The 19,206-nt window shown below is 34.2% G+C and carries 20 protein-coding genes and 1 other annotated feature; of the genes, 8 read left to right on the top strand and 12 right to left on the bottom strand.

Translation table 11 applies throughout. The annotated features are described in order from the left end of the window. Window positions 1-31: 31 nt before the first annotated feature. The 3 genes from polX to zapA all read right to left on the bottom strand — a co-directional run bounded on the left by polX (window position 32) and on the right by zapA (window position 2,821). Window positions 32-1,750, bottom strand: a complete 1,719-nt coding sequence (polX, locus tag ABC346_RS11740; protein WP_413235017.1) for a DNA polymerase/3'-5' exonuclease PolX — start codon at window positions 1,748-1,750, stop codon at window positions 32-34. 264 nt (window positions 1,751-2,014) lie between these two features. Continuing rightward, window positions 2,015-2,554 (bottom strand): CvpA family protein, encoded by a 540-nt coding sequence (locus ABC346_RS11735; RefSeq protein ID WP_413235016.1) that lies wholly within the window; start codon window positions 2,552-2,554, stop codon window positions 2,015-2,017. A gap of 6 nt (window positions 2,555-2,560) precedes the next feature. Next, window positions 2,561-2,821: a cell division protein ZapA gene (gene zapA, locus ABC346_RS11730; RefSeq protein WP_413235015.1), complete on the bottom strand. Its 261-nt coding sequence runs from the start codon at window positions 2,819-2,821 to the stop codon at window positions 2,561-2,563. 128 nt (window positions 2,822-2,949) lie between these two features. Here zapA and rnhC point away from each other — a divergent pair, with 128 nt between their 5' ends. Then, window positions 2,950-3,876 (top strand): ribonuclease HIII, encoded by a 927-nt coding sequence (gene rnhC, locus ABC346_RS11725; RefSeq protein WP_413235014.1) that lies wholly within the window; start codon window positions 2,950-2,952, stop codon window positions 3,874-3,876. A gap of 17 nt (window positions 3,877-3,893) precedes the next feature. After that, window positions 3,894-4,571: a uracil-DNA glycosylase gene (locus ABC346_RS11720; protein ID WP_413235013.1), complete on the top strand. Its 678-nt coding sequence runs from the start codon at window positions 3,894-3,896 to the stop codon at window positions 4,569-4,571. A gap of 227 nt (window positions 4,572-4,798) precedes the next feature. Here ABC346_RS11720 and pheT read toward each other — a convergent pair whose 3' ends face one another. The 3 genes from pheT to ABC346_RS11705 form a co-directional block, all read right to left on the bottom strand. Beyond that, on the bottom strand, window positions 4,799-7,234 hold the full coding sequence (gene pheT, locus ABC346_RS11715; protein ID WP_413235012.1) for a phenylalanine--tRNA ligase subunit beta: 2,436 nt from the start codon (window positions 7,232-7,234) through the stop codon (window positions 4,799-4,801). Between the two features lie 27 nt (window positions 7,235-7,261). Continuing rightward, entirely contained in the window at window positions 7,262-8,296 is a 1,035-nt protein-coding gene (gene pheS / locus ABC346_RS11710) for a phenylalanine--tRNA ligase subunit alpha (protein ID WP_413235011.1), read from the bottom strand. A gap of 71 nt (window positions 8,297-8,367) precedes the next feature. Beyond that, window positions 8,368-8,604: a binding site (T-box leader), on the bottom strand. 53 nt (window positions 8,605-8,657) lie between these two features. Next, a complete protein-coding gene (locus ABC346_RS11705; RefSeq protein WP_413235010.1) occupies window positions 8,658-9,398 on the bottom strand; it encodes a TrmH family RNA methyltransferase in 741 nt (246 codons plus the stop codon). A 102-nt stretch (window positions 9,399-9,500) separates the two neighbouring features. Between ABC346_RS11705 and sspI the strand changes: the two genes are divergently transcribed. From sspI to ABC346_RS11675, 6 genes are all read left to right on the top strand, one after another. Beyond that, the gene (gene sspI / locus ABC346_RS11700) at window positions 9,501-9,713 is read left to right on the top strand and encodes a small acid-soluble spore protein SspI (protein WP_413235009.1); all 213 of its coding nucleotides are present in this window, start codon (window positions 9,501-9,503) and stop codon (window positions 9,711-9,713) included. A 449-nt stretch (window positions 9,714-10,162) separates the two neighbouring features. Then, entirely contained in the window at window positions 10,163-11,749 is a 1,587-nt protein-coding gene (locus ABC346_RS11695; RefSeq protein ID WP_413235008.1) for a hypothetical protein, read from the top strand. 38 nt (window positions 11,750-11,787) lie between these two features. After that, the gene (locus ABC346_RS11690; protein WP_413235007.1) at window positions 11,788-13,011 is read left to right on the top strand and encodes an ABC transporter permease; all 1,224 of its coding nucleotides are present in this window, start codon (window positions 11,788-11,790) and stop codon (window positions 13,009-13,011) included. Continuing rightward, window positions 13,008-14,132 (top strand): ABC transporter permease, encoded by a 1,125-nt coding sequence (locus tag ABC346_RS11685; protein WP_413235006.1) that lies wholly within the window; start codon window positions 13,008-13,010, stop codon window positions 14,130-14,132. Before ABC346_RS11690 ends, ABC346_RS11685 begins: the two co-directional genes overlap by 4 nt. A gap of 1 nt (window position 14,133) precedes the next feature. Then, a complete protein-coding gene (locus tag ABC346_RS11680) occupies window positions 14,134-14,805 on the top strand; it encodes an ABC transporter ATP-binding protein (RefSeq protein ID WP_413235005.1) in 672 nt (223 codons plus the stop codon). Window positions 14,806-14,870: 65 nt separating this feature from the next. Next, window positions 14,871-15,461 carry a lytic transglycosylase domain-containing protein gene (locus tag ABC346_RS11675; protein ID WP_413235004.1) on the top strand — a complete coding sequence of 197 codons (591 nt, stop codon included), beginning with the start codon at window positions 14,871-14,873 and terminating at the stop codon, window positions 15,459-15,461. A gap of 66 nt (window positions 15,462-15,527) precedes the next feature. On the opposite strand, the gene ABC346_RS11670 is transcribed toward ABC346_RS11675, so the two are convergent. The 6 genes from ABC346_RS11670 to ABC346_RS11645 form a co-directional block, all read right to left on the bottom strand. Next, window positions 15,528-15,662 carry a YvrJ family protein gene (locus ABC346_RS11670; RefSeq protein WP_413235003.1) on the bottom strand — a complete coding sequence of 45 codons (135 nt, stop codon included), beginning with the start codon at window positions 15,660-15,662 and terminating at the stop codon, window positions 15,528-15,530. Between the two features lie 60 nt (window positions 15,663-15,722). Continuing rightward, window positions 15,723-15,938 carry a DUF2922 domain-containing protein gene (locus ABC346_RS11665; RefSeq protein WP_413235002.1) on the bottom strand — a complete coding sequence of 72 codons (216 nt, stop codon included), beginning with the start codon at window positions 15,936-15,938 and terminating at the stop codon, window positions 15,723-15,725. 32 nt (window positions 15,939-15,970) lie between these two features. Beyond that, window positions 15,971-16,195, bottom strand: coding sequence for a DUF1659 domain-containing protein (locus ABC346_RS11660; RefSeq protein WP_413235001.1), 225 nt, complete (start codon window positions 16,193-16,195; stop codon window positions 15,971-15,973). Window positions 16,196-16,300: 105 nt separating this feature from the next. Next, the gene (locus ABC346_RS11655) at window positions 16,301-17,284 is read right to left on the bottom strand and encodes a ring-cleaving dioxygenase (protein ID WP_413235000.1); all 984 of its coding nucleotides are present in this window, start codon (window positions 17,282-17,284) and stop codon (window positions 16,301-16,303) included. A 251-nt stretch (window positions 17,285-17,535) separates the two neighbouring features. After that, on the bottom strand, window positions 17,536-18,621 hold the full coding sequence (locus tag ABC346_RS11650) for a M42 family metallopeptidase (protein ID WP_413234999.1): 1,086 nt from the start codon (window positions 18,619-18,621) through the stop codon (window positions 17,536-17,538). A 25-nt stretch (window positions 18,622-18,646) separates the two neighbouring features. Next, entirely contained in the window at window positions 18,647-19,135 is a 489-nt protein-coding gene (locus tag ABC346_RS11645; RefSeq protein WP_413234998.1) for a dUTP diphosphatase, read from the bottom strand. Between the last annotated feature and the right edge of the window lie 71 nt (window positions 19,136-19,206).

Genomic DNA, 19,206 nt, shown 5'->3' with positions numbered 1-19,206 from the left:
ACCCCTTTTTGCTAAACCTATCAACGGGCAGTTACTTACCTCGGTTAAAGTAACGTTCTACCTCATCTTTCGTCCAACTATTTATTACAGTTGAAGGTTTTATCCAACCTTTTCTTGCTGTTCCTACACCGTATTTCATATGGTCTAACATATGATAATTATGTGCATCTGTATTAATTGCTAACAATACACCTGCTGCTTGTGCTTTTCTTGCCCACTCATGGGACAAGTCCAAACGATTTGGATTTGCGTTTATCTCTAATGCAGTATTTGTTTCTTTTGCTTTTTGTATCAATTTGTCCATATTCACAGAATAACCCGAACGCCTTCCAAGTAATCTACCCGTTGGATGTGCAATTATAGACACATATGGATTCTCTAAAGCTGTCCATAATCGTTCCATAATCTTCTCTTCAGATTGATTAAAACTAGAATGAATTGCGGCGATCACATAATCCATTTCCTGCAAGAACTCATCGGAAAAATCTAATTCACCATCCGGCTTAATATCCATTTCAACTCCTGAAAAAATATGAAAATCATCAAATTTTTTATTTAAATTTATAATTTCTTCACGTTGTTTTCGTAACCGATCTTCATCTAATCCGTTTGCTACTCGCAAATATTTTGAATGATCGGTTATCCCCATGAATTGGTACCCTTTTTCTCTAACTTTATTTACCATTTCTTCTAAAGATTGAGCACCATCACTCCACGTAGTATGCATATGGAGATCCCCAAGGATATCTGAATTTTGTATCAATGTTTGTTCTTGTTGAAATTCTTCCACTTCCCCTGTATTTTCTCTAACTTCTGGAGGAATATAGGCTAATCCAAAATGATTAAAAAAATCGGTTTCTGTTTCAAATGTAATGACTTCTCCAGTTTCTTCTACTTCTACACCATATTCACTAATTTTTTCTCCGCGTGATTTCGCTAACTGACGCATTGCCACATTATGATCTTTTGAACCTGTAAAATGGTGTAAAGTTGTCGGGAATTCTTTATCCGTCACTAACCTAAAATCAACATTAATATCATAAACATCTTCAATCGTCACAGATACTTTAGTATCTCCATTAGCAATAATTTCTTTAATTTGTGGTAAATCTAATAAAGCATCTCGAACATCCGTTGCTTGATCTGTACCTATAATAAAGTCTAAGTCTTTTATTGTTTCTCTCATTCTTCGAACACTGCCGGCTTGCGAAAAACGGATTATCCCATCCATTTCGTCTAAATAACCTTCTATCTTTTCAGCTAACGGCAACATCGTAGCTATAGGCAAACGGTCTGGTCGCTTTCCAACTTCATCGAGAGCTTTAACAATTTTTTCTGCTGATTTTTTTCCAAAACCTTGTAAAGCTTCTACTTTCCCAGTAAGACACGCTTCTTTTAAAGTGCTTGCATCCACTACTTGCAATTCCTGATATAACTTAGATAGCTTTTTCCCACCTAAACCTGGTAAATCCAATAATGGAAGTAAACCTGGTGGAACTTGCTTTGACAATTCATTTAACGTCTCTGAATAACCATCTTGTATAAACTGCTCAATAACAACACTTGTCCCTTTTCCTATGCCTTTAATCTTCGTAAAATCATCCATTTCTTCTAAGCTTCGGTCGTCTGTCTCCAATGCTTGTGCTGCCTTACGATAAGCAGATATCTTAAATGGATTCTCTCCCTTTAATTCTAAATAAACAGCTATATTTTCTAATAATTTAATAACATCTTTTTTATTTATACTCATTTATTTCACCCATTCAAGTCTTATTTTCGATAAAGCCAACTTGCCATTAGTATTATATTTTTTAACTCACGTATAAATAGATAAACGAATCGAGTTATTTACTACCACATATCGTTTATCCTTTGAACAAAACTTTTTGCTATGTTTGAGTCTCTATGTTGATTAATTGTCTATAAAAAACTGACCCACGCAATTTTCTAGGATGTACTCTTCAAGTCTCCCAAACAACATGAGTCAGTGCGTTAAGTTACTATTTAGCTCGTTCTAATTTCCAATTGAAAACCATAGGTCAACTATTTTCTCAGAAAAGTATGGTGTCTTTTCAATCATAAACAAGGCAATGGATGATTGCTGTATTGCCTCTTGTACTCCACCAAGCGGTGTTAATGCTAAAATAAATAGTAAAATGAAAGTTAGCAAGTAAATCTCAACAAACCCTAATACTGCTCCCAATAATTTATTAACGGAATTAATAATTGGTATAGAAGCTACAAAATCTAACATTGAAGCAATAATTTGTAAAATTACTCGCACCGCAATAAAAATAAGTGCAAACGCGATCGCATTATAAAACGCGCCTTCAAGTGGCAGCGACTGTAGAAAGTTAGCCCATGAACTATCGCTAGATAACTCAGGATAAGGGATAAACAATGATAGTTGCTCACCTAGTGGCTTGTAGTACATGACAGCCAAGACAAAAGCAACAATAAAACCTGTCAAATGAAGCAGTTGAAGAATAAATCCCCGTTTCAACCCCATTAAAAATCCAAAAATCAAAAGTAAAAATAATAATATATCTATCATATGTTTTTAATCCTCTTTCTTCTTTATCGACCCTAAAAGTGTAGCATAATCTTCTTTTAGTTTTAAATAGTCATTCATCGTGTTTACCGCAGTTAAAACTGCAAGACTAGAAGTGTCCAATTGTTTATTCACTTCATGAATATCGTTCATTTTTTGGTCGACAAGATTCGCCACTAATTTTACATGTCTCTCAGACTCTTCACCTACGATGGTGTACTTACGATTATATATTTCAACTGTAATACGTTGTTTATCTTCTTGACTCATAATGTTGCCTCCTGCGACAATAATTCTCATATAATAGTAACATGAAGTTGTTATAAAAAGAAGTATTTCATTGTATCGTTCAATTTGCTATAGTCTAATGTATGTAAGGATTGGAGAGATGTCAAAAAATGAGCCAACAAGTAATTGTAACTACAAAAGAACAAATTCAAGAAATGAAGAAACATTATCTTTCACAGCTCACATCTACACCGCAAGGAGCTATTTTTCGTGCAAAAACAAATAATGCAGTAATAACTGCTTATCAATCAGGGAAAGTTCTTTTCCAAGGCTCTGCACCTGAATCGGAAGTCATGAAGTGGGGTGACGTTACTTTAAATGATAAAAAGAAACCCTCATCAGAACAAAAACACTCCTATTCTCCACAAGTCGGATTATTTACGGAAAATCATATCGGCTCTGATGAAGCAGGTACAGGAGATTACTTTGGTCCAATTACAGTTGCTGCATTATTTGCAACGAAGGAGCAACAAGTCAAACTAAAACAAATTGGTGTACGTGATTCAAAACATTTGAATGATACAAAGATAAAACAAATCGCGAAGGAAATTGCCCGGTTACAAATTCCTTATACCCTTCTTTTGCTCCCTAATGAAAAATATAATAAGTTACAAGCAAAAGGATGGTCACAAGGAAAAATGAAAGCAATGCTACATCACCATGCAATTGATAAATTGTTACAAAAAATCGATGTCAATTCGTTAAAAGGTATTGTGATTGATCAATTTTGTCAACCGCCTGTATATAAAAAGTATTTACTATCAGAAAAGAAAACCTTACATCCAAACACTACTTTTATTACGAAAGCGGAAAGTCATTCTATTAGTGTTGCCGCGGCATCAATATTGGCTAGGGCAAGGTTTGTAAAAGCAATGGATGACCTATCCGCTGATGCAAATATAGAATTACCTAAAGGAGCGTCAGCAAAGGTTGATCAAGCAGCTGCCATGCTCATTCGCTCCAAAGGTTCCGAGGCACTTGATAAATATACGAAAACTCATTTTGCCAATACGCAAAAAGCACAAAATCTAATTTAATGTAAGGATGATATGAAATGAAAAACCCTTTACATAATGATTGGGCATCTTTGTTAGAGGATGAATTCCAAAAGGACTACTACCTTAGATTAAGAAGTTTCTTAAAGAAAGAGTACACAGAGGAGAAGATTCATCCCTCGATGGAAGATATCTTTAATGCGCTCCATTTTACATCCTTCCATAAAGTAAAGGTTGTCATATTAGGACAAGATCCATATCATGGTCCAAACCAGGCACATGGATTAAGTTTTTCTGTGCAGCCAGGGGTAGCCATACCACCATCTTTAAAGAATATATTTAAGGAATTAACCCATGAGTTTGGCATGACTATGCCTACTCATGGGCAGCTAACACATTGGGCTAAACAAGGAGTATTATTATTAAATAATGTACTAACAGTACGTGAAGGAAATGCTCATTCTCATAGAGGTCAGGGTTGGGAGTTGTTTACAGACAAAGTTATTCAAACACTCAATCAAAAAGAACATCCTGTTATATTCTTACTTTGGGGAAGTGCGGCTCAGAAAAAGGGGGAGCTAATCGACACAAACAAACACATTATATTAAAAGCTCCTCATCCAAGTCCATTGTCTGCTTATCGCGGATTTTTTGAGTCGAATCATTTTTCCCAAGCTAATCAAATTTTACGCGAGAATAATTTAGAAGAAATTGATTGGTCAATTCCGAAAATATAAATTGAAATCTCATTCCCCTATCTGAGTAATAATTAATGAATTTGAAAAAATTGAATGAATTTCATTATAAGATCTAATGTTTAAAGACTGAAGCGCATTTTATCAGGCACGACCTGAAGGTGACGTCGTATTCCATGTCATTACAATCTAAAAGTGGGTAAATTCAATTGATCGATGACTTTACCCACTTATCTTTAATAAAATTAATTCACGTTTAAATCTCTACATTAGGACCGAACGTAAGAACCAAATTTCTTATTTACAAATTCTATAATTTGTTGATAAGAATTGTCCACCTCGTCATCTTGCAATGTTTTTGAAGGGTCTTGATACATTAATCGATAGGCAACTGATTTTTTACCTTCTTCCATATGTTCACCTTGATATACATCAAAGATGATAACTTCCTTCACTAAAGGTGCTCCTATTTCTTGAATATACTGTTGTACTTCTCCTGAGAATACTTCAGTATCAAGAATAAACGCAATATCCCGAGAAACGGATGGATATCTTGGAATATCTGTAAAAGATGGAACATTCTTGTATTTTTCAAATACGGTTTCTAAGTCCAATTCAAATACATACGTTTCTGGTAAATCGAATACATTTGCTGTTTTTGGATGTAGTTGGCCCATATAACCTACTTTTTCTCCATCAATGGTAAGCTCAGCACAACGCCCTGGATGCATATCTTTCATTTTGATTTGTGTAAAAGAAATATCTAATCGCAAGTACCTAGATAATCCTTCAATAATTCCTTTAACTAAAAAGAAATCAACTGGCTTTTTCTCTTGTTGCCATGGATGGTTATGCCATAAACCAGTAAACGCCCCACCTAAGTGCAGATTTTCTGTTGGTTGATGCGTTAGTTCCTGTTCTTCTGATATAAATACTTTTCCAATTTCAAAATAACTCAAGTCTGTTTGCTTACGGGCAACGTTATGTTGCAGTGTACGAAGCAATTCAGGCACAATACTTAAACGCAAATATTTATGATCCTCACTCATTGGCATCGCTAATGAAATTGGATAACTATTGTCTATATCAATATTAGGAGTCACTAAACGCTTTGCATTTTGTTCATTAGTTAAGGAATATGTCAATGTTTCCATTGCACCACTACTCATCATATACTCTTTAACTTTTCGTTGCAGTAATTGCTTATCGGTTAATCCTCCAGATTTCACCCAACCTTGTGGTATCGTATATGGTAAGTGATCGTACCCATGAATACGAATAATTTCCTCTAACATATCTTCGAAAATTGTAATATCACTACGACGGGTTGGCACATGAACAATAAATGTATGACCATCTTGATCAAAGTCAAATTTTAATCTATTTAAGACAGCCTGTACATCTTTTTCCGATAATTCCATTCCTAGTCGTTGATTTATTTGGCTAAGTGGTACTTTTACTTCTGTTGTTGCTTTCGTGTCTAGATGATTTTCTTCTATACAACCTTGTAATACTTTACCACCTGCATATTTCTGCATGAGTTGACATGCTCTCAAACCCGCTTCAACAATTCGATTCGGGTCTATACCTTTTTCAAAACGGGTACTTGATTCACTTCGCAAACCAGTTTGTCTCACGGTATGTCGAACAGAAGTAGCTTCAAAATACGCAGCTTCTAATAATACGTTAACGGTCTTATCAGTAACCTCGCTATTTGATCCTCCCATTACTCCTGCTAAGGCAACCGGCTCACTGCCATTTGTTATCACAAGATTATCTTTCGTTAGTTTTCTTTCTTGTTCATCCAATGTTTTGATTACTTCCCCATCGTATCCACGACGAATAACAATTTTATTTGATCCAAAACGATCAAAATCAAATGCATGCAGTGGTTGCCCATACTCTAACAGTACATAGTTCGTAATATCAACTACATTGTTAATTGGTCGAATCCCGGATGCCATTAAGTAATTTCTCATCCATAAAGGTGATGGTTTAATCTCTACATCTTTAATGACAAATGCTCCGTAATAAGGATTTAAATCCTTGGCATCAATGTGAACCTCAACTTCATCAGACGCATTCTCATCAATATAATCAATTTCTTCATTCGGTAAATCAATTGGTTGATCTAAAACAGCTGCAACTTCATAAGCTACACCCAACATACTCAGTGCATCCGGTCGATTAGCTAAAACGTCTAAATCTAAAACAGCATCTGTTAAATTCAACCACTGATCTACCTTGGTTCCAACTTCGATATCCTCATCTTCTGGGAAAACAAATATTCCTTCTGCAATATCTGTTGGTATATACTTCTCTTCTAATCCAAGTTCTTGAAGAGAGCAGATCATCCCGTTTGATTCCACTCCACGAAGTTTTACTTTTTTGATTTTCATATTCCCTGGTAACACTGCTCCTGGTTTGGCTACTGCAACTTTTTGCCCTTTAGCTACATTAGGCGCACCACATACAATTTGTAATGTCTCTTCTCCTATATTTACTTGTGTCAAATTTAATTTATCTGCATCAGGATGTTTTTCACAAGATTCCACATAGCCAACTACTATATTTTCGTTTTTTTCGGCGATGTATTCTACTCCTTCTACCTCAATTCCTGATTTTGTAATCTTCGCTGCAAGCTCTTCGGGTGTAACCGCGTCTAAATTCACGTAATTTTTTAGCCAATTATAAGATACTAACATGGTCTTCCTCCTTTATCTTTTTCCGTTTTATGCTTGGTGAAATTGATTTAAGAATCGAATATCGTTGGTATAGAAATGACGAATATCATTTACTCCAAATTTAAGCATTGCGATACGTTCTTGACCCATTCCAAAAGCAAATCCGCTGTAAACTTTCGGATCATATCCACTCATTTCTAATACTCGGGGGTGTACCATTCCTCCACCTAAAATTTCAATCCAACCAGTCTGCTTACAGACAGAACAACCTTGACCACTGCACACTTTACATGAAACATCCATTTCAACTGATGGCTCTGTAAATGGGAAGAAAGATGGACGAAGTCGAATTTCACGTTCCTCTCCAAACATTTTCTTGGCAAAGATGTCTAGCGTTCCTTTTAAGTCACTTAATGTTATATTTTTATCGATAACTAATCCTTCTATTTGTCTAAATTGATGAGAGTGCGTCGCATCATCAGTATCTCGACGATAAACTTTACCAGGGCATATCATTTTAATTGGCTTTTCTCCATTGTATGCCTGCATTGTACGTGCCTGAACTGGTGAAGTTTGTGTGCGAAGTAACAACTCATTTGTAATAAAAAATGTATCCTGCATATCTCTTGCTGGATGGTTTTTAGGAAGGTTTAATGCTTCAAAATTAAAGTAATCTGTTTCCACTTCTGGACCTTCCTTTACTTCATATCCCATACCGATAAATAAATCCTCTATTTCTTCAACAACACTGGTTAACAAATGTTTACCGCCTATGTGTACCGAATTACCAGGTAAAGTCACGTCAATCGTTTCTTTTTCTAACTTTTCATTTAACGCTTCTTCTTCAATTTTTTCTGTTTTCTGATCTAACGCAGAAGTAATTTGTTCACGAACTTGGTTCGCAATTTCACCAACTACTGGGCGTTCTTCCTTTGATAATTTCCCCATTCCTCTTAGAACACTCGTTAACGAACCTTTTTTCCCTAAATATTTCACTTTTAAATCCTGTAATGATTTCATATCATTTGCTTCTTCGACAGACGCAATGGCCTCATCACGAATGGCGTGTAATTCTTCTTTCATTTTTTATACCCTCCTTAATTCATCTCATCAATACGTAAAACGGATTTACATACAAAAAAGCCCCTATCCCAAAAAGGGACGAGGCTCTATGGTCGCGGTACCACCCTTGTTGATTATACATTATTTCTATAATCCAACTTTAACCTGATAACGGATGGTTCCGAAACACCTTTACATTCATCTATGGTCCAAGTGTTAGCTCCAGAGTGAAATGCAATTCTCATCATCAATAGGAATGCTTTCAGTCAGGACATTCCCTCCCTTAAATGATCAAAAATGAGTCTTGCTAGCTCCTTCTTCGCTTGTATTGATTTTTTTAGTAATAAAACCATTATAGAAAAAACATACTAAGCATGCAAGGTTATTTTTTTAAGTGATACATTAATATTCCAGCTGCAATGCCTACATTTAATGATTCAGCTTTTCCATAGATAGGGATATTTATACGTTGATTTGCTATGTCTAATAATGATGAAGTTACTCCTGCCCCTTCATTACCAAGAATTAAACCAACTTTATTTTGATTTCTTACTTCAGTGTAGTCTACAGCATCATGTAATGCAGTTGCTAAAATTGTAAATCCTTGTGTTTGTAACTTATGAATTTCTTGTTCCAAAGTTGCAGTATAAATTGGTATATGAAAAAGAGACCCTTGTGTAGCACGGATAACTTTATCATTGTATAAATCAACACATCCCTCACCTAATATAACAGCATCGACTCCAGCTGCATCGGCTGTCCGGATAATCGTCCCCATATTTCCAGGGTCTTGTAGGGAATCAAGAAGGATAACCAGCTCGTTCGCCCCCTGTACATTGGTATTATTCATTTCTACCACAGCAATAATTCCTTGAGGAGTTTGTGTCTGTGATATTTCTTTTAATACATTTTCGCTTACATACTCCACAGGAATATCTTTAGCATCGTTTGGTATTTCATATCCTTCAACAACTATTAATTCTTGAATAACCCAATTGCTATTTAAGGCTTCTTGAATTAAATGGATACCATCTATTAAGAATGTGTTGGTTTTTAACCTTTCTTTTCTACGATGTAATTTTTTCCAGTTTTTCACTTTTTCATTTTTTATAGAAGTAATCATGATTCAAAACATCCTTCATTATTTTCCTATCTGTATCATACATATATTTTGTTGTTCTGGTCAAACTATCCATAGTCCACTATTTCAAGAGGAGTGTGTATAATGGATTTAAACTTACGTAAAGCAATTTATTCCAACATTTCCAATAATGACGAGCAACAGCTCGAAGCTACAATTGTGGATGCCATTCAAAATGGTGAGGAAAAAATGCTTCCTGGTCTAGGAGTATTATTTGAATTAATTTGGAAGCACTCTGATGATCAGGAAAAAAAAGAAATGATACAAGCATTAGAATCTGGTGTAAAGCAGATTTAATTAAATTTAGGAGACTGGGACATCAAAGCAAAACTTGTTATGTCCCAGTCTCTTTCATTGATCAAGGACTTTTTTCCTTGTTTAATAAATTTATTTTTAACGAAGAATCATTTACGTTCGTACAATTTGCTTATAAGTAAAAATATTTATTGATTTTTAAAAATAAGCCAAAAGAATCACTAAATGACAAAATTTTAAAAAATACAACATTTTTCTCTACAGCATTTTACATAATAACGTATACAAATATGCTAAAAGAACTATGTATATATCTTAAATTTAAAATTCATATCAAACTTTTAATATATATAACTATTTAGAAGATTATTAGATATATTTGACTACCTATCTGTTAAATGATATAAAAAATTGTAGCAATTTTTTATTATATGTTTTTCAGTATTGTAATAAACTTGTTAAGAGAACAGTATCAGAAAGGGGTAAATGTTTTGGAAGAAAATACGAATAACAAATCGAAAAAAGGTCTATCCAAAGGAATTATAGCCTTAATAGTAGGTGTCATAGTGCTTTTAGGAGGAACAGCGGCTGCATTCTTTATTAATAGCTCTTCTCCAAAAGCTACATATTTTCTTGCTGAGAAGAATTCGTTAGAACATGTAAAAGAATATGTGGAAAATCGGTATTCGGATGAAATAGCTTGGGTTGAGAAATCAGAAGAAGAAGCAATCGAACAAAACCTGGACATCGGTGTTACAATTAATGATCCAAACTCAAGCGGCTTGCAAGCAGATCCAGCAATTGAAATGATTAATAATTCCAGACTTATGTTCAACACACAAACAGATATGGAAGCACGTCAATTTTATACAAATATTGGTGTGAACTATAATGGAATTGAATTAAATGATATTGAATTAGCTATTAATGAAGGAAATCTAACAGCAGGATTACCGTTCCTTAATGAAACGCTTCAATTTAATGATGAAGATTTCGGAAGTCTTATGTATGAACTTGATCCATATACCTTTACTGGAAATGAAACTCTGAATTTAGATAGCATATTATTTGATAATATGTATGCACTAGAAGAAGAAGATCTTGAATACGTTAAAGAAGAATATGTGATGTATGCTTATGATTTACTTCCTGATGATGCATTTGAAAGCTCTAATGAAGACGTTGAAGTAAATGGCGAATCCATTAGTGCCGAAAAAGTTACTATGCACTTATCAGAAGAACAAACAAGAGAAGTATTGATTAGCCTGTTTGAAAAAATGAAAGATGATGAGAAATTGAAAGAACTTGTCCACGAACAATTAGTTAATATTTCTTACGTAGCTGGATCCGATATGTCACAGTTAGAAGAAGAAATTGACCTAATTCTTGAAGACTATGAAACAGTATTTGAAGATGCAATCAAAGAAGTTGAAACCTTCCAATTTAAAGATGGTATTCAATCTGCTTTATGGGTTGCCGATGATAAAGTAGTACAACGTGAGTTTAATATTGCTATAGCTCCTGAAGGAGACGAGTTAGTTACATTAGATATCAATGGACAACAACACTTAACCGATGATCAAATTTTCTTTGATTTTGAATTTACAGCAGATGAAAGCTCATCTTTAGTTCTTTCAGGTGATTTAAGTTCTAAAGATAGTATGATCAAAGACAATGTGGAAATCTCAGTTCCAGATGCTGAAATGAAATTATATTATGAAGGTGAAGAGTCCGTTAGTGACAACACCCGTACCTTTGATCGAACATTTGGATTTAGTGAACCATATACAGGTGAAGGAAGTATGATCTGGTCTGGTGAATCCACTTATGATGAAGATCAAATGAATTCTAGCAATACTATAACTTTCGGAACTACAGAAATGCCTGAAGTTTTCGCACTCGATATGAATGTAGACGGTTCTATTATTGATAGTGTAGCAGAAATGGATACTTCTAATATTGTAGACATTGGAGCAATGTCCTCAGAGGAAATTTCAACCTACTTTAGCACTGATTTCGCCGAACAGTTTCAACAGTGGATCATGCAATTTATGGGTGGATCGGATCTTGAATTCTAATATGTGTTAATTATAGATAGAAAAGAGCGTGCATTACAATGACGTTTATGAAACATGTAGGACTATTTCTAAAAAATTACATGGTCCATTTAAAGAGGAAGTGTCTAACACTTCCTCTTCTTTTCATGTTCCCTGTCCTTATCGTAAGTTTAATCGGATTTATGTTATATACCTTTATTTCTCAAGATGAACAAGATCCTATTCAAGTTGGGTTAGTAGATTTAGATAAATCTGATGAAACTCAGTTAATGGTCCAATTCTTAGAAGGTTCATCTTTATTCAATCAGTTTTTACATATTAATAAACTAGGAGAAAATGAAGCGGAAAAAAAATTAGAAAATAATACATTAACTACCTACATAGCTTTTCCAAAGAATTTTATTCAAGACCTTTATCAAGGAACCACTGTAGATATTCCAATTATAGGAAATCGACAACAATCAGCAGAGAGTTATATGATATATGAAACGATGGAAAGTGTCGTCCGTCATATTCGTTCATCTCAAGCAAATATTCTTACCATGAACTACTATGCAAAGCAATTTGAAATGAATGACGATGAACGAAACGATTTTGTATTTCAACAATTTCAAGAGTTTTTATTGTATACCATTAGCAGAGACCAAATAATACAGGAAAATGAACTTTCTAACCAGGCTACCTCTTCCCCTAAAGACTTTTTTGGAATTGGTATATGGTTTGTCGTTATAAGCATTTGGATTTTTATGATATACCATTTTTTCGCAAAAGAAACTCCGGACTCTATTTATCAAAGAATGCGCTTATATGGAGTTACTGTTTTGCAGCAGATAACTGCGAAAATAATAATCTCTTTGTTAGTCTCTTTTCTTTTCATCATTCCTACCTTATTAGGAACTTTGTATGTACTAGATATTACCTTGGTTATTGAGAATATTGCACGAATAATCACTCTCATAACATTATTTGTGGTGTCCTTGTTATTATTTACTGCTTTCTTAGAGTTGGTTATCTCATCCGAGAAAATTAGAATGTTTACCCAATCTATGTTTATTCTTTTAATTATTATATTAAGTGGAGCTATTATTCCAACTATTTACTACCCGGCATTCCTTCAAGATGTGATGCATTACATACCAAGCTATCTAGCTATGGATTGGATTCAACAGATTACGTTAAACGGTCGACACCATGCCGAATATACTTCATTATTAATGATAAATGGCGCCCTTCTATTTTTAATACTAGCCATATCAAGTTGGAAGGAGCGTGCACGAACTTGATACATGTTTGGAAAACAAGACTCATGCAATTAAAAAAACGATGGTTATCGATTGCTTTTTGGGCTATATTACCTTTTCTTTTAACTTGGATAGTCTTAGAAACTACAGAAGTTATACAAGATGAGAGTAAAATTCCAGTAGGTATCGTTCTAAAAGAAAATACAGAGATGGCTCATCTACTAAAAGAAAACTTGCAGTCTTCTACATTTGTTGATGTCTTGGATATTACGGAAACTGAAGCAAAACAGATGGTTGCTACACATGAAATTGACAGTGCTTTTGTAATTGAAAAAGGTTATGAAGAAGCCATTTTAAATGGAGAAAGAAATCGATTAATAAGTTCATATACTACAAACTTCTCTTTTGGATACGTACCAATTAGAGAAATGATTGGTTCTTTTGTACAAGAAGATAGTGGGAAAGCAAAAGCTGCTCAAACTATTTTACAATTGGGGGATTATTTAAATGTTAATAATCTACCAACTACTTCAGAAATCATTGAAAAGGTTCAAGAAGTAGAAATTAGTGAAAACTTAGTATATACCTCTTTTCAATTTCAAGGAGAGAATGCTACAAAAGATAATAATCGCAGTTATTTATTTGATCCTTGGCAACTCTGGGGTGTTTTTGCGCTCTTAAGTACATTACTCATATTTGATTGGGTCATTCGCGATCGAAATCATTTAATGCAATCACGTTTTGCTTTTATACGTTATTCTTTCAAACATTATATGTTATCGAATGTGATATTTTATATATTATTCCTTTATATTATTGATCTATTAACGGCCATTGGATTTCATTACTTATTTCAAGACCAATGGCAATGGAAATCAATTTTTGTTCTGTTAGGTTTTAGAGTGTTAATAACGATAATATCTTTTCTCATAGCTCTATGCTTCCAAAGATATTTAATTTATTACAGTTTTGTTTTTAGCTTTGTTCTCATCGTATTTCTTATTAGTGGTATTATCATCCCTATTGAAGGTTTAACGCAACTAGTCCCGTGGATAAATGTAATAAATCCAATGTATGCATTTAGTGAAGGGGAATTATGGCATCCACTATTTATATTATCTACCATTTTCCTTGTTCTATGGTATATGAAAGGAGAAAAGTAACTTGCTATCTGTACAAAACTTAAGAAAGTCTTATAAGAAAAATGTAGTTATTGACCAGTTATCTGTAGATATTAACCCAGGAGATATCGTAGGATTAGTAGGTGAGAATGGAGCAGGAAAGTCTTCCCTATTACGTATTCTTGCTACACTATCTAAACCAGATAAAGGAACGATTACTTGGAATAATTTATCCTATGAAAAAGAAACAAAAAAACTTCGTAAAGAGATTGGATTTGTTCCCCAAGATATCTCCATATGGGAAGATTTTACGGTTGAAGAAAATATGAAATTTTTCGAAAAATTATCATGGGTTCATCGTTCCCAATCAGAACTTAGGCAATTATGTATAGAGATGAAACTTTCCAAGTGGAAAGAACCTGTTCACACATTATCTGGTGGAATGAAAAGAAAATTGAACATGGCAATTAGCTTCATTCATGATCCGAGCCTTATACTATTAGATGAACCTACTGTAGGTATAGACTTAAAATCAAAAAAAGAAATTGGGGAATACTTACTCAAACAATCAAAAGAACATCATAAAACTATTATTTACACCTCTCATGATATGGATGAAATCACTTCTTTATGTGATTGGGTTATATGTATAGGTGAAGATAGATTTTATGAGAATGTATTAAAATCTTCAGGACAGGAAATATTTTCTATTTAATATTGCCTATTTATTTATAAACCGCTAAAATAGAATTAATAGATTAGGAAAACGGATGTGATGAAATGGATATAAAAGGTCTTCAGCAAATGATGCCTTATCAGCTTATGTCATCCCTACAAACAAGTAGTTCTACTGATTCTTTAGGTGTATCTTTTCAACAATTATTATTAGAAAAAATAAACGAAGCAGAAAAAAGAACAAGTTTGGATTTTGGATCAAATTTAGTATCTAACCCTTATAATATACATTCCTCATTAACTTATAACAATGCTGGTGCTTCATCTTTTCAAGAAATAATTTCAAGCGCTAGTCAAAAGTATGGAGTAGACGAAAAACTAATACATGCGGTAATTAAACATGAATCTAATTATAATCCAAACGCTACTAGTTCAGCTGGTGCTCAAGGATTAATGCAATTAATGCCAAAAACCGCAGCAAGTCTTGGTGTTACAAATGCTTATGACCCTGCTCAGAATGTTAACGCTGGAACAAAATATCTCAGTCAAATGTTACAGCGCTATAATGGCAACACTCAGCTAGCTTTAGCTGCTTATAATGCCGGTCCAGGAAATGTAGATAAATATCAAGGAATTCCTCCGTTTCGTGAAACTACTGCATATGTATCCAAAGTAATGCAATCTTCACATGTATAAAGTTATTTACAGTAAATAATAAGCATAAGCTGTCCATTTTTTGAGAAATTGGACAGCTTTTTTTGATTAATGGAGCTTATCAGGAAGTGAATGGATCGTTTCAATTAGTTGATTAAGCTTTCCTTCAATGCGGTGAAGAAGATAAAACGTAACCGCAATGGGAAAACCGACATCGGTTAAAAAAGAGATCCAAGCATCCATATAACTACCACCTCCACTTGTAATAAGGAAAGGACCAGCATTTCACTGGTCCGAGTATTATTAACCTAATTCGATATCTTCTACTGTACGTTCTACTATTCTTGCGCTATGCTTTTCGATTAAGTCTCCTCCACTTGATGTAAAAGCATTTTCACTTATAATTGTATCCATCGCCGCATTAATTGCATTCGTATCGACCGGTTCAATTGGCTGATCAAGCGAATAAGTGACAACTTTCCCTTCCTGATTTGTAAATTTAAGTTCTAACCTACGCATTTCTCCTCCTCCTTTCTCTATTTTAATCCAGACTAACTTTCATAAATATCCGAAATATCTCTTCGACTTACCTGATATAACGTATATTCCTGTAACCCTGCAAATGCAGTCGCAACATTGTATAGTTGTTCGTGATTCGCTTCCACCTTGACTTGATTAAAACGTTTATACGTTAAAATCGGTTCACCAGACTCTGCATCGACTCCTTCACTGAAAGTTAATTGCAACATCGAATCTATCAAATCTACTACAGCCATATATAACACCTCCTTCCTCTATACATATAATCGAATACAAATTTAAAAAAGGAGGGAACAAAAAAAGATAATCTCAGGTCTTGAGATTATCTTTTTTTGAAAGATTTATTCATATTCTTTTTCAATTGTTTTAGTACTTCGTATTGTATTAATAGGGCGAACCATGCTTTCAATTTTGTCTCGCTCAGATTCTAGGAAAGGAGGTAATGAAAGTTTTTCACCAAGTGTTTCATAAGGCTCATCTCCCATAAATCCTGGACCCTTCGTTGCTAATTCAAAAAGTATTTGCGGAGCTACTCGAGTATATAAGGACTGGAAGAAAAAGCGATCCACAAAACCTGAAGTTTGTAAGCCAAATGATTTAATATGATTATCCCATTCATATATATCACTTTGTTCATCAACACATAAAGCAGCATGGTGCACAGTTCCGTATCCTTGTCTTGCTATTGGAAGAACCGCATTATGTTCAACTATTAATTGTGCTCCGTTTCCACCTTCGCCAATTTCAAAAAGATACTCTGATCCCTCTCTCATTACTTCTTTATATTGAAATACTTTCTCTAAGATTTCCTTAAAGAAATCATATTGTGCCACTCTCACTACAACTGGCCCTAAACCGACAATTGCATATTCTAAAGGGATGGGACCGCCTTTCCAAGGTAGTCCTGTATTCGGTGACGTATTAGTTTCATCAGATACTAGTTGATACTGCTGATCATCAAAATCTGAAAAAGACAATGTCTGTACTCCAAAATGTTGTTGAATTCCAGAATGATTGATCTCAAGGCGATTAAATCTTTTTACCCAATAATCTAATGCGGCATCGCTCGGAACCCTAAAAGAAGTTTTGTATATTTCATTTGTACCATGAGAGCCTTTTGGAATGCCAGGAAAGTCAAAAAATGTCATATCCGTACCGGCATTCCCTTCATCATCGGCAAAAAATAAGTGATAGGTTTGGATATCATCTTGATTTACAGTTTTTTTAACTAATCGCATACCAAGAATATAGGTGAAAAATTCATAGTTTTTCTCTGCACTGCTTGTAATAGCAGTTACATGATGCATACCTCTAATTGGATTCATAAAAGATCCTCCTCTTTTACTCTTAATTAAATTATCTTTAATTAATTACAATATAGCAATTTAAATCACATATGTCAAATCATATCGAGTGAGTACAAAAGCTCTAAACACCTGTTTAGAACATATCGAGTGCCCCCTGTTTTTTGTTAATTACAACAACAATTATTTTAGAGCCAAATTTTAATGCTTTCTTTCCAATTTAAAAAGAAAACTTAAAGCTATATCGCTCTAAGTTTTCTTAACTCACGTTATTAAGATAATCGAATACTCTCTAAGGTTTTCTGATCAAGTTTCTTGACTACTTCTACAATTAACTTAACTGCATTCTCATAATCATCTCGATGTAAAATCCCTGCATGTGAATGTATATATCTAGTTGCAACTGTTATAGATAGTGATGGTACTCCATTCCCTGTAAGATGAATAGATCCAGAATCTGTTCCTCCACCAGCCATTGATGTAAATTGATAAGGGATTTGATTATCTTCTGCCGTTTGTACTACTAAATCACGCAATCCTTTATGAGAGACCATCGACGCATCGTATAAAACAATTTGAGGACCTTCTCCTAACTTACTATCTGCATCTTGCTTTGAAATTCCCGGAGTATCTCCTGCAATCCCAACATCCACTCCAAAACCAATATCAGGTTGAATAGCATGAGATGAAGTACGGGCACCTCTTAATCCAATCTCTTCTTGAATGGTACCTACGCCATATACGGTATTTGGATGCTTTTCATCTTTTAATTGCTTTAGAACATCGATTGCAATCGCTAGTCCAATTCGATTATCCCAAGCTTTTGCTAATAACATTTTTTCATTTTTCATTGGAGTAAATTCAAAATAAGGAACAATCGAATGCCCTGGTTTGATACCAAATGATTCCACCTCATCCTTATTTGATGCCCCAACATCAATAAACATATCTTTAATTTCATATGGCTTCTTTCTTGCTTCTGGAGATAATACATGAGGCGGTTTTGAACCGATCACTCCAGTTACATCACCTTTATCTCCCGTAATAGTAACTCGTTGAGCTAGCATTACCTGATTCCACCAGCCACCAACAGTTTGGAAATAAATAAATCCATTGTCATCGATACGAGTCACCATCATTCCGATTTCATCCAGATGTCCTGCAATCATAATTTTCGGTCCACTAGCATCACCAACTTTTTTTGCAATAGAGCTTCCTAAGTTGTCTAGGGAAACATCATCAGAATAAGGTGTGATGTATTTTTCAAATACTTCACGAACCTCTTTTTCATTACCAGGAATTCCTTTGGCGTCGGTAAGTTCTTTGAGCATTGTTAACGTGTCATCTAATTTAGCCATATGTAGTCTTCTCCTTTTTAAAAGATTAATATCCTTGATTTTGCCTTTTATAATTTATCTCGTTTTTTTCAAGATATGCACGTTGAATATCTTCTTCTGAAAAACCTAATATATTTCCAAGGTTAATACAAGATGAGAAAAGTTGCTCGTATTTAGCTTTTGTCGGTTCGTTTTTGTATATTATCGTCTGTTCATAAACAATCTGAAACTGAACTACTTCTGAGCTATTTATATTATGATTCGTTTTACTTTCAAAACTATCATAACCTTTGTTAATGCCGATTGACATTAGAAAATGGATGACATCTACATATTCTTCTAAAATTACAGATTGATTATTTCTTGGCTTCTTACTCCAAAATTTAAAGCATCTTGTCTCATTAGCTAGTTCTCCTAATTCAACTAATAATGCTAAGACTTTCTTTTCGAATAAATCTGCTTTTCGCAAGCCATGATTTTCTTCTATGTAGGAATCTAGTTGTTTTTGCATATTAAATAGTGCTATCCAATCCAAACTGCACCCTCCTTCTTCTCGCTTTCATTTATTGTATCATGAAATTATAATATTAGTGAAACCTCCCACTC

This window comes from Oceanobacillus phoenicis, from assembly GCF_047238145.1.
Classification (GTDB): Bacteria; Bacillota; Bacilli; order Bacillales; family Amphibacillaceae; genus Oceanobacillus.
The sequence above is the reverse complement of the archived record's forward strand: the minus strand, read 5'-3'. Positions and strand labels throughout refer to the sequence as shown.

Bases quoted from the DNA above. Each gene is read 5' to 3' on its own strand.
- zapA (WP_413235015.1), bottom strand. From the start codon at position 2,821: ATGAGTCAAGAAGATAAACAACGTATTACAGTTGAAATATATAATCGT.
- ABC346_RS11735 (WP_413235016.1), bottom strand. From the start codon at position 2,554: ATGATAGATATATTATTATTTTTACTTTTGATTTTTGGATTTTTAATG.
- sspI (WP_413235009.1), top strand. From the start codon at position 9,501: ATGGATTTAAACTTACGTAAAGCAATTTATTCCAACATTTCCAATAAT.
- polX (WP_413235017.1), bottom strand. From the start codon at position 1,750: ATGAGTATAAATAAAAAAGATGTTATTAAATTATTAGAAAATATAGCT.
- rnhC (WP_413235014.1), top strand. From the start codon at position 2,950: ATGAGCCAACAAGTAATTGTAACTACAAAAGAACAAATTCAAGAAATG.
- ABC346_RS11670 (WP_413235003.1), bottom strand. From the start codon at position 15,662: ATGGATGCTTGGATCTCTTTTTTAACCGATGTCGGTTTTCCCATTGCG.
- pheT (WP_413235012.1), bottom strand. From the start codon at position 7,234: ATGTTAGTATCTTATAATTGGCTAAAAAATTACGTGAATTTAGACGCG.
- ABC346_RS11690 (WP_413235007.1), top strand. From the start codon at position 11,788: ATGACGTTTATGAAACATGTAGGACTATTTCTAAAAAATTACATGGTC.
- ABC346_RS11705 (WP_413235010.1), bottom strand. From the start codon at position 9,398: ATGATTACTTCTATAAAAAATGAAAAAGTGAAAAACTGGAAAAAATTA.
- ABC346_RS11665 (WP_413235002.1), bottom strand. From the start codon at position 15,938: ATGCGTAGGTTAGAACTTAAATTTACAAATCAGGAAGGGAAAGTTGTC.
- ABC346_RS11720 (WP_413235013.1), top strand. From the start codon at position 3,894: ATGAAAAACCCTTTACATAATGATTGGGCATCTTTGTTAGAGGATGAA.
- ABC346_RS11655 (WP_413235000.1), bottom strand. From the start codon at position 17,284: ATGAATCCAATTAGAGGTATGCATCATGTAACTGCTATTACAAGCAGT.
- ABC346_RS11650 (WP_413234999.1), bottom strand. From the start codon at position 18,621: ATGGCTAAATTAGATGACACGTTAACAATGCTCAAAGAACTTACCGAC.
- pheS (WP_413235011.1), bottom strand. From the start codon at position 8,296: ATGAAAGAAGAATTACACGCCATTCGTGATGAGGCCATTGCGTCTGTC.
- ABC346_RS11660 (WP_413235001.1), bottom strand. From the start codon at position 16,195: ATGGCTGTAGTAGATTTGATAGATTCGATGTTGCAATTAACTTTCAGT.
- ABC346_RS11675 (WP_413235004.1), top strand. From the start codon at position 14,871: ATGGATATAAAAGGTCTTCAGCAAATGATGCCTTATCAGCTTATGTCA.